We start from the raw sequence: 12799 nt of genomic DNA, 5'->3' as shown, positions 1-12799 counted from the left end.
CTGACCGGGAGTACGCCCCCGTGGCCACGTTCCTCTACAAACTCGGCAAGTTCGCCTTTCGCCGGCGGCACTTCGTCGCCCTGATCTGGGTGGCCCTGCTCACCCTCGCGGGCGTGGGCGCCGCCACCGCCCCGACCGCCGCCTCCAGTTCCTTCTCGATCCCCGGGACCGAGGCGCAGAAGGCCTTCGACCTGCTCGACCAGCGCTTCCCCGGCTCCGCCGCCGACGGGGCCACCGCCCGCGTCGTCTTCAAGGCGCCGGCCGGCGAGAAGCTCACCGATGCCGCCAACAAGGCCGACATCCAGGACACCGTCGCGCAGATCAAGGCGAGCTCGGACCAGGTGGCCTCGGTCGCCGACCCGTTCGCCGCCAAGACGGTGAGCCGGGACGGCACGATCGCCTACGCCTCGGCCTCGTACAAGGTCTCCGGCATGGAGCTGACCGACGAGGACCGGGACGCGCTGCAGGAGGTCATCGACGAGGCGCAGAAGACGGGGCTCACCGTCGAGGTCGGCGGTGACGCGCTGCAGGCCGTCCCGGAGACGGGCGCCACGGAGATCATCGGCATCGCGATCGCCGCGGTGGTCCTCGTCATCACGTTCGGCTCGCTGATCGCCGCCGGGCTTCCGCTGCTCACCGCGATCATCGGCGTCGGCATCGGCGTCTCCACGATCACGGCCCTGGCCAGCGTCCTCGACCTGGGCTCCACCACGTCCACGCTCGCGATGATGATCGGCCTCGCGGTCGGCATCGACTACGCCCTCTTCATCGTCTCCCGCTACCGCGCCGAACTGGCCGAGGGCCGCGAGCGCGAGGAGGCGGCCGGGCGGGCCGTCGGCACCGCGGGCTCCGCGGTCGTCTTCGCCGGGCTCACCGTCGTCATCGCCCTGGTCGGCCTCGCCGTCGTCAACATCCCGATGCTCACCAAGATGGGCGTCGCCGCCGCCGGCACCGTCGCCATCGCCGTGCTCATCGCGCTCACCCTCATCCCGGCGCTGCTCGGCTACGTCGGCAAGCGGGTGCACGGCCGCAAGGCCCGTAAGAACCTGGCCGCGGAGAACCCGGTCGAGGCGAAGGCGAACATGGGGACCCGCTGGGCCCGCTTCGTGCTCCGCCGCCCGGTCGCCGTGCTGATCGCCGGCATCGTCGGTCTCGGCGCCATGGCCGTCCCGGTCGCCTCGCTTCAGCTGGGCCTGCCCGACGACGGCGTCCAGCCCACCGACACCACCCAGCGCAAGGCCTACGACCTGCTGTCCGAGGGCTTCGGCCCGGGCTTCAACGGGCCGCTGCTCACCGTCGTCGACGCGCGGGGCGCGGACGACCCGAAGGCCGCAGTCGACCGCGTCGTCTCCTCCATCAAGGGGACGGACGGCGTCGCCGCGGTCACCCCGGCCACGTTCAACAAGGCCGGTGACACCGCCATCGTCACCGTGATCTCGAAGTACCAGCCGTCCTCGACGGAGACCGAGGACGTCGTCCACGCGATCCGCGCGGAGGGCAAGGAGATCACGAAGGGCACCGGCGCCGAGCTGAGCGTCACCGGCTCGACCGCCATGAACATCGACGTCTCGCAGAAGCTCAACGACGCCCTCGTGCCCTACCTGGCACTCGTCGTCGGCCTGGCCTTCCTGCTCCTGATGGTCGTCTTCCGCTCGGTCCTGGTCCCGCTCAAGGCGGCGCTCGGCTTCCTGCTCTCGGTGCTCGCCGCGCTCGGCGCCGTCGTGGCCGTCTTCCAGTGGGGCTGGCTCGGCTCGCTGTTCGGCGTCGAGCAGACGACCCCGATCATGTCGATGATGCCGATCTTCATGGTGGGCGTGGTCTTCGGCCTCGCGATGGACTACGAGGTCTTCCTCGTGACCCGCATGCGGGAGGCGTACGTCCACGGGGAGCGTCCGGCGCAGGCCGTCGTCACCGGGTTCAAGCACGGGGCCCGGGTGGTCACGGCCGCGGCGATCATCATGATCGCGGTGTTCGCGGGCTTCATCGGCTCCTCGGAGCAGATGATCAAGATGATCGGCTTCGGTCTCGCGATCGCCGTCTTCTTCGACGCGTTCGTGGTCCGCATGACGATCGTGCCCGCGGTGCTCGCACTGCTCGGCAAGCGTGCCTGGTGGCTGCCGAAGTGGCTGGACCGGCTGCTGCCGAACGTCGACGTGGAGGGCGAGGCCCTGCAGAAGGCCGACGAAGGCGGAGCCGGCAAGGACGGCGACGCGGACCGGGAGCTGGTCAGCGCCTGACGGTTCGGGACGCGGCCGCTCAGTGAGCGGCGGGCACCGGGGCGACGGCCGTGTACGTACGACGCAGGAAGCGGATCAGCGCCTTCACGTCGAACTGCACGACCGTCGCCCCGTGGTGTGCGTGGAACTCCATGACCGCCTGGACCCGGCCGCACGGCCAGATCCGGATGTCGCCGCCGGTGGCCGGGGCGCGCAGCCCGCGTTCGAGCAGCTCGCGCGCGAAGGTCCACTCACCGGCGTCGGGCAGGGTGACGTGGACCAGGCCGCCGGTCCAGCGGAGCACGACGGCGACCGAGCGGGCGGCTTCGGGGGAGTCGGTGACGACGCGGGCGCGGACGTACTGCTCCACGTACTGCTCGACGGACTGCTCCGTGAACTGCTCGGCGGCATCCATGCCATCCAATGTCCCATATGTCCGAGATAAGTGACGAGGTGCGGGCTGTGACCAGCTGAGGGACAGGCGCTCTTGCGAGCAGTTCGCAACAAGGCCCTATCATCGAACGGCCGACCAGCCGGTCGACCAGCCGCCCGAGCGCCGGAGTTCCCGCCCATGCATGTCCCCGACGGATTCATCAACGCGCCCGTCTCCGCGGCCGCCGGTGTCGTCGCCGCGGGTGCCGTCGCCGTGAGCCTGCGCGGAGCGCGCCGCGAGCTGGACGAGCGCACCGCACCCCTGGCCGGCCTGGTCGCGGCGTTCATCTTCGCCGTCCAGATGCTGAACTTCCCGGTCGCCGCCGGCACCAGCGGCCATCTCCTCGGCGGCGCACTCGCCGCGATCCTCGTGGGCCCCTACACAGGGGTCCTGTGTGTGTCCGTGGTGCTGCTGATGCAGGGCGTGCTGTTCGCCGACGGCGGCCTGACCGCGCTCGGCGTCAACGTCACCGACATGGCGATCACCACCACCGTCGTCGCCTACCTCGTCTTCCGCGGCCTCGTGAAGCTGCTGCCGCGCGGCCGGCGCTCGATCACCGTCGCGTCCTTCGTGGCCGCGCTCCTCTCGGTCCCGGCCGCCGCCCTCGTCTTCACCCTGCTCTACGCCGTCGGAGGGACCACCGACGTCTCCCTCGGCAAGGTCGCCACCGCGATGGTCGGCGTCCACGTCCTCATCGGCATCGGCGAGGCCGTCATCACCGCGCTCACCGTCGGCGCCGTCGTCGCCGTCCGCCCCGACCTCGTGTACGGGGCGCGCGGACTGACCGTGCCGCTCAAGCTGCGCGTCGGCGGCGAGCTCGTCGACGCCCCCGCCGCCGCGCCCGCCCCGGCCGCGTCCGGCGGCTCGCACCGCAAGATCTGGATCACCGGCCTCGTCACCTCCCTCGTCCTCGCCGGCTTCGTCTCCTTCTACGCCTCCGCGAACCCGGACGGCCTGGAGAAGGTCGCCCACGACAAGGGCCTCGACCGCAAGACCGAGGAGCACGCCTCCGCCGACTCCCCGCTCGCCGACTACGGCGTCCGCGACATCACGAACTCCCGGCTCTCCGGCGGCCTCGCCGGCGTCATCGGCGTCGGCGTGACCGTCGTCGCCGGATCCGCCGTCTTCTGGGCGCTGCGCAGGCGGCGTACGAGTGACGCGGCCTCCACCGAGGTCCGCGCCGGGGACCCGGTGGCCTGACATGGGTGCCGGACACGCCCACCGCCTCTACCGCGCCGCCGACTCGCCGGTGCACGCCCTGCCCCCGCACACCAAGCTCGCCGCCGTCTTCGGCTTCGTGATCGTCGTGGTCTCCACCCCGCGCGAGGCCATGTGGGCCTTCGGCCTGTACGCGGTGCTGCTCGGCTGCGTCGCGTACGCGGCCCGGGTCCCGGCCGGCTACCTGCTCAAGCGGCTCCTCATCGAGATCCCCTTCGTCGCGTTCGCGGTGCTCATGCCGTTCGTCGCCGAGGGCGAGCGGGTGCAAGTCCTCGGCCTGTCGCTCAGCGAGTCCGGCCTGTGGGGCGCGTGGAACGTGCTGGCCAAGGGCACCCTCGGCGTCGCCGCCTCCGTGCTCCTCGCCTCCACCACCGAACTGCGCGAACTGCTCCTCGGACTCCAGCGCCTCAAGCTGCCGCCGCTGCTCGTCCAGATCGCCTCGTTCATGATCCGCTACGGCGATGTGATCACCGACGAGATGCGGCGCATGAGGATCGCCCGCGAGTCCCGCGGCTTCGAGGCCTCCGGAGTCCGCCACTGGGGCGTCCTCGCCAAGTCCGCCGGCGCCCTCTTCATCCGCTCCTACGAGCGCGGCGAACGCGTCCACCTCGCCATGGTCAGCCGCGGCTACGCGGGCACCATGCCGGTGATCGACGACGTGACCGCCTCCCGCGCCCAGTGGACCTCCGCCCTGGCGCTGCCCTCCGCCGCCCTCGTCGTATGCCTGTTGGGATGGACCCTGTGACCGCTTCTCTGGAGGTCTCCGGCCTCGCCTTCGCCTACCCCGACGGCCACCAGGCCCTCTTCGGCGTCGATCTCACCATCGGGCGCGGCGAGCGCGTCGCCCTGCTCGGGCCGAACGGCGCCGGCAAGACGACCCTCGTGCTGCACCTCAACGGCATCCTGACCGGCGGCGCGGGCACCGTCACCGTCGCCGGGCTCCCGGTCTCGAAGAAGAACATGGCGGAGATCCGCCGCAAGGTCGGCATCGTCTTCCAGGACCCCGACGACCAGCTGTTCATGCCGACGGTCCGCGAGGACGTCGCCTTCGGCCCGGCGGCCGCCGGACTGAAGGGCGCCGAGCTGGAGGCCCGGGTCCACAAGGCGCTCTCGCTCGTCGGCATGGAGGAGTACGCGGACCGCCCGCCGCACCACCTCTCCTTCGGCCAGCGCCGCCGCGTCGCCGTGGCCACCGTCCTCGCGATGGAGCCGGAGATCCTCGTCCTCGACGAGCCGTCCTCCAACCTCGACCCGGCCTCCCGCCGCGAACTCGCCGACATCCTGCGCTCCCTGGACGTCACGGTCCTGATGGTCACCCACGACCTGCCCTACGCCCTGGAGCTGTGCCCGCGCTCCCTGATCCTCAGCGAGGGCGTCATCGCCGCAGACGGCCCGACCGCCGGCCTCCTCACCGACGAGACCCTGATGCGCACCCACCGCCTGGAACTCCCCTTCGGCTTCGACCCCCGCTCGGTCGCGGACGCCCCCGGCCTCCCGGGCTGAGGCCCTGAAGCCCTCAGGCCCGCCCGGAATCAATCGCCCCAACCCCCTGTTGCACAGCCTGTGGACACAGCAGTGAACGGCACGACGGACCCCCGTTTCGAAGGCGTGAAGCAGGCCTTCGCCGAGAACTTCGCGGCGCGCGGTGAGCGCGGCGCGGCCGTCGTCGTCTACGAGGACGGAACGGTTGCCCGTTGAGTCCCGCCTGAGGGTGATTATGTGAGGTATCTCGTCGTTGGCGCCCGGAGGGGCGCGACAGCAGGGCTACTATCGCGTGGTCCGGCAACGATTCGTCGGACCTACCGCCGGGCGGGCGGGAAGTCAGGCCTGCGGAGGCCGTGTAAGACCGGCCTTCATTGGTTGGCAGTGGCCTGTGAAACAGGAACCCGAGGTGGTGTCGCACAGCGGCACGGACCAAAATCTCCTGCCACAGGCAGGTGAGGGCGTCAACACGCCCAGACCTACAGCTGAGGTCGGCGGCCGCTTCCTCGGGACCTTCGTCGCCGGGGAGACGGCTGTCCTCAATCGGCGCCGACCTGTGGATCGGACTGCCCGCCGCGCAGGCCCACCGGGCCGGCCGGGTGGGCCCCGTCGAGGCCCCGGTCGTGCCCGGCGCCCCGCGCTCGCGCCCCAAGCCCGCCCTCGTCGCGGCGTACGCGGACCCGGCCTCGCCGACCCGCCGCGCCTTCGACTCCATCGCACCCGCGCCGGACGAGAACGACCCGGCCTACCGCGCCGCCGAACTGCCCGCCTCCAACGGCATCGGCACCGCCGACGGACTCGCCCGCTTCTACGCCTCGCTCATCGGCGAAGTCGACGGCGGGAGCCGCCTGTTCACCCCGGAGACGGTGCGGCTCGCCCGTACGGAGGCCTCCGCGGGACCGGACCGGGTGCTGATCGCCCCGTCCCGCTTCGGCCTCGGCTACATGCTGCACGGCGCCTCCTCCCCACTCCTCGCCCCCGGCTCCTTCGGCCACCCTGGCCGCGGCGGCGCCCTGGGCTTCGCCGACCCCGAGTCGGGCCTCGCCTTCGGCTACGTCACCAACGGCCTGCAGAAGGGCGTCACCGCGGACCCGCGTGCTCAAGCGCTCCTCAGGGCGGTGCGGGACGCGCTCGGCAGCCACAGGGGCGCATAGCCGACCAGCAGCAGCAGCGCGGCCACCGGCATCAGGTCCTTGCCCAGGAACGGCATCAGCGCGGAGACGAACACCAGGCACGGCGCCCACAGCGGCAGCCTGCGCAGCGCCCCGAGGCGCAGGGTGAGCACGATCTGCCCGACGAAGAACAGCATCGGCCCGAACATGTAGAAGGCCGCCTCCACGCCGGGCAGCGAACCGAAGTTGTCGCTGAGGCGGGCCATCTCCGCGTGGTCGGCGGCCATCAGGCCCGTCACGATGTCGACGCCGAACTGCACGCTCAGCGCGACCGCCCCCGCGATGCCGGTCCAGAGTCCCGTCGTCGCCACCGGGTCCCGGTGCCGCGCCCGGCTCCGCAGCGCCACGAACCCTCTGACGAAGAAGACGAGCCCGACGAGGAAGCACAGATGCCCGGCGGTCCAGGCGAGCCCGGGCCCGCGCTCGCCGTCGAGGCCGTCGAGCACACGGATCAGCCCGTACGCGCCGAAGAGCGCGGGGCCGAGGAAGAAGGCGGTGCGGGCGGAGGTCGCGGTCGCCGCGACGGTTGCTGAGGTCATGCCCACATGCTGGCCTCGGCGGGTCCCCAACTCCCTCCGGAACAGCCCTGGTTCAACCCCCGGACGCCCCTGAGGCGCACCTGGGGGAAGCCCCGGGGAAAGACCTCGGGGGCGCGGGTAAATCACTGGACGCCCCGTGCGCGGCCGTGGTCGGGTGACCGGCATGTCTTCTCTCGTGCGCCACATCACCTTCGACTGCGCCGACCCCTACACCCTGGCCGGGTTCTGGGCCGCCGTCCTCGACGGCGAAGTCTCCGACGAGGACGTCCCCGGCGACCCCGAGGCCCTCGTGACCAGTGCGAACGCGGCGCTGCTCTTCGTCCGCGTCGAGGACGTCAAGACCGTCAAGAACCGGGTGCACCTCGACCTCCAGCCCCAGGACCGCACCCGCGACGAGGAGGTCGAGCGGCTGCTCGGGCTCGGCGCGAAGCTCGCGGGCGACCACCGCCGCCCCGACGGCCGGGGCTGGGTGACCCTGCACGACCCCGAGGGCAACGAGCTGTGCGTGGAGCGCTCCGCCGGCGAGATCGCCGCGGGCTGACACATCGTCACCCGGCGTGCAGCATCAGCCCGATGCCCGCCACCATCACACCCGCCGCCAGGATCCGCGGCATCCCGAACCGTTCCTTGAAGAACACCGCCCCGATCGCCGCGCCCACGATGATGGACGACTCGCGCAGCGCGGAGATCGGGGCCAGGTCCGCCCGCGTCTGCGCCCACAGCACGAGGCCGTACGCGGTCACGGACAGCGCCGCCCCGAAGAGCCCGCGCAGCGCGAACGGCCGCAGCGTGGCCACGAATTCACCCCGCCACCGGTACGCCGCCCAGAGCGGGATCGCGAGGCCCTCCAGGATCATCAGCCACGCGATGTACCCGATCGAGGACCCCGAGGCGCGCACCCCGAGCCCGTCCACCACCGTGTACGCGGCGATCGAGGCACCGGTCGCGAGGGCCGCGCCGAGCGCCGTCCAGTCCGGCCTGCGCCCCGTCCCGCGCAGCCCCCACAGCGCGAGGCCCGTCAGACCCGCGCAGGACACCGCGACCCCGGCCGCCTGCCAGCCGCCCGGCACCTCACCGGCGAACACCGCCGCGAGGACCGTCACCAGGAGCGGGGCCGTGCCGCGCGCTATCGGGTAGGCCTGACCGAAGTCGCCGAGCCGGAACGAGGTCATCAGCAGGCACATGTAGCCGACGTGGAGGATCGCGGAGGCGACCAGGTACGGCCAGGCGCCCGCGGCCGGGACCGGCGCGAACAGCGCGAGCACGAAGCCGATCAGCGCCCCGCCGCCGGCGATCAGCGTGAAGCCGACCAGCTTGTCGGTGATGTGGTGGGCCAGCGCGTTCCACGACGCGTGGGTGACCGCGGCGAGCAGCACCGCCGCGGTGACGAGCGGCGTCACTCCCGCACGTCCACGAGCGTCGCCCCCGCGTGCTCGATCAATTCCTTCGGCCCCATCGGGAACACCGCGTACGGGGTGCCGGCCGCGGCCCACACCTCGTCGTGCGCGAGCAGCGAGCGGTCGGCGAGGACCCGGGTGCGTGTGCGGTGCCCGAAGGGCGGCACGCCGCCGATCGCGTAACCGGTCGTCTCGCGCACGACGTCGGCCCTGGCCCGCGTGACCTTCCCGGCGCCGAGCGCCTGTCGCACCCGCTCCAGGTCGACCCGCGAGGAGCCGTCCATCAGCACGAGCACCGGAACACCGTCGGCGGCGAAGATCAGCGACTTGCAGATCTGGCTGAGCTCGCAGCCGATCGCGGCGGCCGCCTCCTGCGCGGTGCGGGTCGCGTCCGGGAACCGCCGTACGCGCGGCAGGAGTCCGGCGAGACCCATACCGGTCACGGCCTCGGCGAAGCGGGGGTGCGCGGCGCCCGCCGCTGCTTCCGACGAGGCTCCCGCTGCGGCTTCGGAGGCGGCTCCCGATGCGGAGGTACCGCTGTCTGTAGACGTCATGGACGGCACGCTAACGGTCCGTGTACCGCCCATGCGACCGGGTATCGGGCCTCGGATCCGCCCCGGCCGCGGGCCCGGCTCAGCCTCCGGACAGCAGCATCTTCCGTACGACCGGACCGGCCGAGTCGCCACCGTGGCCGCCCTGCTGCACGACCGCGGCCGCCGCGAGGTCCCCGCGCCAGGCCGTGAACCAGCCGTTGGGCTCCTTCTGGCCGTCGACCTCCGCCGAACCCGTCTTGGCGCCCATGTCCGCGCCGAGCCCCGACATCGGCTTGACCGCCGTGCCCGCGACCGCCGTGTAGTGCATCAGCTCGCGCAGATCCCCGACCGTCTTCGCGGACATCGTGCGCGAGGCCTTCGCCAGCGTGCGGTGGTCGAAGTCCGGTGAGACGAGGTACGGCTGGTGGAAGGTGCCGGACTTCACGGTTGCCGCGACCGAGGCCATGTTCAGCGGGTTCATCCGCACCCCGCCCTGCCCGATCAGCGAGGCGCCCATCTGCGCCTGCGACTGCACCGGCACCGCGCCGTCGAAGCTGGACACCCCGATCGACCAGTTGTTCATCCCGAGCCCGAACACCTGCTGGGCCTGCAGCGTCAGCGAGTTGTCCTCCAGCTCGGGGGCCTGGCTGATGAACGCGGTGTTGCAGGACGCGGCGAAGCTCGCCTTGAACGTCCCGTCCTTGATCTGGAACTTGTCGTCGTTCTGGAACTTCCAGTGCCCGTACGTGAAGTACTTCGGGCACGGGTGCTTCTTGTCGACGCCCGCCAGATGCTTCTCCAGCAGCATCGACGAGGTGATGACCTTCATCGTGGAGCCGGGCGCGAGCGAACCCTGGAACGCCGTGTTGAACCCGGGGCTGGAGTTCGCCACCGCCAGGATCTCGCCGGTCGAGGGCCGCACGACCACGACCGAGGCCTTCTTGCGCGAGGCGACCTGCTTCTCCGCCTCGGCCTGCAACGACGGGCTCAGCGTCGTCTTCACGGTGCCCGGGGTGCCCTCGGAGAGGGTGAGCAGCGTCTTGTCCGGCAGCGCGTTCTTGTCCTGCGCCTTCGTCGTCGCGGCCTTCTTCCCGGACGCCTCTTCGGAGTCCTTGCGCACGACGCGCAGTTCGACGCCCGCGGTGCCGCCGGCCTTCTTCCCGTACTTCTCGCGCAGCCCGTCGACGACGGTGCCGAGCGAGGCGTACTTCTTCACGCTCAGCTCGCCGCCGTCCCGGTCCAGCGCCTTGACCGGCGGATCGCCCGCCTCGCCCGTCACCAGCCGGTCCCCGTCCCGGAGATCCGGGTGCACGACGGACGGCGCCCAGTCGACGGACACCTTGCCGGTCCTCTTGTCCCGCACGACGGAGAGCCTCGAGTCGTACGCGAACGGCTTGCTCGTCTTCTCGTACGTGACCTTCGATGTGACGTGGAAGGGAACGGTGGCGCCCTTGCGGGTGCCCGGGGTCAGCTTCATCTCGCCGAGGTGGGCGTCCTCGGCCAGCGCGGACAGGGCCGTCCGTGCGGCGGGGGCGTCGTCCGTGGCCGCGGCGGCACCGGCGGTGTCGCCCTTCTGCCACGCGGACAGGAAACGTTCGGCGGCCGCCCGGGTCTCCGCGGAGGTGGGCGGGCCCGTCTTGATCCGGGGCTTGCTGTCGGCGGCGGCCTCGCTGTCGCCGTCCGCGAAGGCGTACACGCCGATGCCCGCGCCTACGGCCACGACGGTCGCGGCCGCGCCGATCACCAGGGCGTTGGTGTTCCGGCGCGAGGGCTCGCGCCGCTTGCCTCTGGTGCCCACGTGTTCCCTCCGGTGGTTTGGCTGATGTTCAGACTAGGGGGCTGGTATCGGCGCGGGGAGCCGGGTGCGCTTCTTCGCCGTAGGACTGAACGGTGGTGGCGCGGCATCGGTTGCGTTCTGTGGGCACTTACGAGGCGCTTCTCAGTACCGTCGCCACGATCGGGCCCGCCGCGTCGCCTCCGTGGCCGCCGCTCAGGACCATCGCCGAGGCTGTCACGTCGCCGCGGTACCCCGTGAACCAGGAGTTGGACTTGCCCTGGCCGTCCACCTCCGCCGAGCCCGTCTTCGCGCCGATGTTCGGGCCCAGACCCGCCATGACCTGCGTCGCCGTGCCGTAAGGGGCGGTCGCCGTGAGGTTCATCATGCGGCGCAGCTGGGACACCGTCGCGGACGGGAGTCCCTGCGCCGTGGCCAGGGTGCGGTCGTCGAGACCCGGGGCGACGAGGACCGGCTGGTGGAAGGTGCCGGTGATCGCGGTCGCCGTCACCGAGGCCAGGTTCAGCGGGTTCATCTGCACCTGCCCCTGGCCGATCATCCCGGCGGCCGCGTCCGACCCGCCCGCCGCCGGCACCGAGCCGTCGAACGAGACGATCCCCGTCTTCCAGTCCTTGCCGAGCCCGAACCGCTGCGTCGCCTCGTCGGCGAAGTTCTGCGCGCCGAGGTCGTCGGAGTACTTGATGAAGGCCGTGTTGCAGGAGCGGGCGAAGCTGTTGGCCAGGGTCGCGCCCTCGTTCGGGGCCATGCCCTTGAGGTTGTGGAAGGTCTGGCTCATCGCGACCGCCGAGTCGGGGCACGGCGCCGGGCCGGTCTCCGTCGTGACGCCGTGGTCGACGAGCGCCGCCGCGGTGAGGATCTTCAGCGTCGAACCGGGCGCCACACGGCCGTTGAACGCGGCGTTGAACTCGCGCTCCGAGGCGTTTGCCACCGCCAGCACCTCACCGGTCGACGCCTTCACGGCGACCACCGACGACTTCGCGTACCGCGCGACGGCGCCCTCGGCGGCCGCCTGGGCGTTCGCGCTGAGGGTCGTGTGCAGCGTGCCCGGCCTGCCCTTGGTGAGGGTGAGCAGCGTCTTGGCGGTCTCGGTGCCGTCGGCGTTCGTGTGCTGGACGTACGTCTCGACGCCCGGGGTGCCGCCGGCCTTGTCCCCGTACCGGGAGCGCAGCTGGTCCAGGACCGGGCCGAGCGAGGGGTACTTCTTCGCGGTCAGGACGACCCCGTCGCGGTCGACGGCCTCGATGGGCGGCGCCGCGGACTCGCCGGTGAGCAGGGTGTCGCCCTCCCGCAGGTCCGGGTGGAGCACGGACGGGCTCCACTTCACCAGGGCCCGCCCGGTGGTCTCGCCGCGCACGACGGTGAGCGAGGAGTCGTAGGACAGGGTCTTCTTCTTCCCGCCGAACTCCACGGTGGCCCGTACCGAGAACGGGACCTTCGCCCCGGACGGCTTCCCGGCCTTCAGCGCGGTGTGCGTGACGTGCGCGTCCTCGTGCCAGCCGCGCAGCGCCTCGCGTGCGTTCTCCGCGAAGTTGGTGAACCCGGCGGCCCCGTCCGCGTCGTTCCTCCCCCACGCCGCGAGGAACTTCCGCGAGGTCTCGTCGACCTCGTCGGCCGTCGGCGGCCCCGTGCGGTGGGCCTGCGGCCCCGCCGCGGATGAGCCGCCGTCCCCCGTGACGGCCGTGACGATGTTGAAGGCCCCGTACCCGGCTCCGCCCACCATGACGGTGAACACCCCGCCGACGATCGCGACCTTGGCCCCCTTGCGCATGTGCGTCCCCTCCCCAGGTTGACGCTGGGACTGTAGGCACGCGTGAGGCCCCGGCGACGGGGAGTTAGGTGGATGGTGTCCGAAAGTATCCGAAGAGAGATCGAGAAAACGGCCGAAACGGACTCGGGCCCAGGTATCGGGTATGCGCGATCAGACCCAGGTGTCGAGCCACATCCGAGAGCGCCACGAGTCGATCGGGATCGCCGTGCCCGTGTAGATCGGCCAGAAGTAGATGGAATCCCGGAA

12 protein-coding genes and 1 pseudogene are annotated in these 12799 nt (G+C 71.7%); 7 read left to right on the top strand and 6 right to left on the bottom strand.

What is annotated here, in order from left to right; genetic code table 11:
* Positions 1–20 precede the first annotated feature (20 nt).
* The gene (locus ACIBTU_RS25685) at positions 21–2237 is read left to right on the top strand and encodes an MMPL family transporter (protein ID WP_399128781.1); all 2217 of its coding nucleotides are present in this window, start codon (positions 21–23) and stop codon (positions 2235–2237) included.
* 19 nt (positions 2238–2256) lie between these two features.
* Here the strand turns inward: ACIBTU_RS25685 and ACIBTU_RS25680 are convergent, their stop codons facing one another.
* Positions 2257–2631: an SsgA family sporulation/cell division regulator gene (locus ACIBTU_RS25680; RefSeq protein ID WP_399128780.1), complete on the bottom strand. Its 375-nt coding sequence runs from the start codon at positions 2629–2631 to the stop codon at positions 2257–2259.
* Between the two features lie 156 nt (positions 2632–2787).
* Between ACIBTU_RS25680 and ACIBTU_RS25675 the strand changes: the two genes are divergently transcribed.
* The 5 genes and pseudogenes from ACIBTU_RS25675 to ACIBTU_RS25655 form a co-directional block, all read left to right on the top strand.
* Positions 2788–3849 carry an energy-coupling factor ABC transporter permease gene (locus ACIBTU_RS25675; protein WP_399128778.1) on the top strand — a complete coding sequence of 354 codons (1062 nt, stop codon included), beginning with the start codon at positions 2788–2790 and terminating at the stop codon, positions 3847–3849.
* A gap of 1 nt (position 3850) precedes the next feature.
* On the top strand, positions 3851–4612 hold the full coding sequence (gene cbiQ / locus ACIBTU_RS25670; RefSeq protein WP_399128777.1) for a cobalt ECF transporter T component CbiQ: 762 nt from the start codon (positions 3851–3853) through the stop codon (positions 4610–4612).
* The gene (locus ACIBTU_RS25665) at positions 4600–5370 is read left to right on the top strand and encodes an energy-coupling factor ABC transporter ATP-binding protein (RefSeq protein ID WP_399128776.1); all 771 of its coding nucleotides are present in this window, start codon (positions 4600–4602) and stop codon (positions 5368–5370) included. Before cbiQ ends, ACIBTU_RS25665 begins: the two co-directional genes overlap by 13 nt.
* A gap of 72 nt (positions 5371–5442) precedes the next feature.
* Positions 5443–5565 (top strand): hypothetical protein, encoded by a 123-nt coding sequence (locus ACIBTU_RS25660; RefSeq protein WP_399128775.1) that lies wholly within the window; start codon positions 5443–5445, stop codon positions 5563–5565.
* Between the two features lie 320 nt (positions 5566–5885).
* Positions 5886–6503, top strand: a pseudogene (locus tag ACIBTU_RS25655) (serine hydrolase domain-containing protein); the annotation flags it as partial.
* On the opposite strand, the gene ACIBTU_RS25650 reads toward ACIBTU_RS25655, so the two are convergent.
* Positions 6449–7060 carry a hypothetical protein gene (locus ACIBTU_RS25650; RefSeq protein ID WP_399128773.1) on the bottom strand — a complete coding sequence of 204 codons (612 nt, stop codon included), beginning with the start codon at positions 7058–7060 and terminating at the stop codon, positions 6449–6451. The pseudogene ACIBTU_RS25655 and the gene ACIBTU_RS25650 sit on opposite strands and share 55 nt — an antisense overlap.
* Positions 7061–7223: 163 nt before the next feature.
* On the opposite strand from ACIBTU_RS25650, the gene ACIBTU_RS25645 reads away from it, so the two are divergent.
* Positions 7224–7601: a VOC family protein gene (locus tag ACIBTU_RS25645; protein WP_399128772.1), complete on the top strand. Its 378-nt coding sequence runs from the start codon at positions 7224–7226 to the stop codon at positions 7599–7601.
* A gap of 7 nt (positions 7602–7608) precedes the next feature.
* On the opposite strand, the gene ACIBTU_RS25640 is transcribed toward ACIBTU_RS25645, so the two are convergent.
* The 4 genes from ACIBTU_RS25640 to ACIBTU_RS25625 form a co-directional block, all read right to left on the bottom strand.
* On the bottom strand, positions 7609–8460 hold the full coding sequence (locus ACIBTU_RS25640; RefSeq protein ID WP_399128771.1) for an EamA family transporter: 852 nt from the start codon (positions 8458–8460) through the stop codon (positions 7609–7611).
* Positions 8457–9011, bottom strand: a complete 555-nt coding sequence (locus tag ACIBTU_RS25635) for a YbaK/EbsC family protein (protein ID WP_399128770.1) — start codon at positions 9009–9011, stop codon at positions 8457–8459. Before ACIBTU_RS25635 ends, ACIBTU_RS25640 begins: the two co-directional genes overlap by 4 nt.
* 79 nt (positions 9012–9090) lie before the next feature.
* A complete protein-coding gene (locus ACIBTU_RS25630; protein ID WP_399128769.1) occupies positions 9091–10788 on the bottom strand; it encodes a penicillin-binding transpeptidase domain-containing protein in 1698 nt (565 codons plus the stop codon).
* 127 nt (positions 10789–10915) lie between these two features.
* A complete protein-coding gene (locus ACIBTU_RS25625; protein WP_399128767.1) occupies positions 10916–12553 on the bottom strand; it encodes a penicillin-binding transpeptidase domain-containing protein in 1638 nt (545 codons plus the stop codon).
* Between the last annotated feature and the right edge of the window lie 246 nt (positions 12554–12799).

This window comes from Streptomyces sp. NPDC050145 (assembly GCF_044460245.1).
GTDB lineage: Bacteria > Actinomycetota > Actinomycetes > Streptomycetales > Streptomycetaceae > Streptomyces.
The sequence above is the reverse complement of the archived record's forward strand: the minus strand, read 5'-3'. Positions and strand labels throughout refer to the sequence as shown.

Bases quoted from the DNA above. Each gene is read 5' to 3' on its own strand.
- ACIBTU_RS25680 (WP_399128780.1), bottom strand. From the start codon at position 2,631: ATGGATGCCGCCGAGCAGTTCACGGAGCAGTCCGTCGAGCAGTACGTG.
- ACIBTU_RS25675 (WP_399128778.1), top strand. From the start codon at position 2,788: ATGCATGTCCCCGACGGATTCATCAACGCGCCCGTCTCCGCGGCCGCC.
- cbiQ (WP_399128777.1), top strand. From the start codon at position 3,851: ATGGGTGCCGGACACGCCCACCGCCTCTACCGCGCCGCCGACTCGCCG.
- ACIBTU_RS25665 (WP_399128776.1), top strand. From the start codon at position 4,600: ATGGACCCTGTGACCGCTTCTCTGGAGGTCTCCGGCCTCGCCTTCGCC.
- ACIBTU_RS25650 (WP_399128773.1), bottom strand. From the start codon at position 7,060: ATGACCTCAGCAACCGTCGCGGCGACCGCGACCTCCGCCCGCACCGCC.
- ACIBTU_RS25645 (WP_399128772.1), top strand. From the start codon at position 7,224: ATGTCTTCTCTCGTGCGCCACATCACCTTCGACTGCGCCGACCCCTAC.
- ACIBTU_RS25635 (WP_399128770.1), bottom strand. From the start codon at position 9,011: ATGACGTCTACAGACAGCGGTACCTCCGCATCGGGAGCCGCCTCCGAA.
- ACIBTU_RS25625 (WP_399128767.1), bottom strand. From the start codon at position 12,553: ATGCGCAAGGGGGCCAAGGTCGCGATCGTCGGCGGGGTGTTCACCGTC.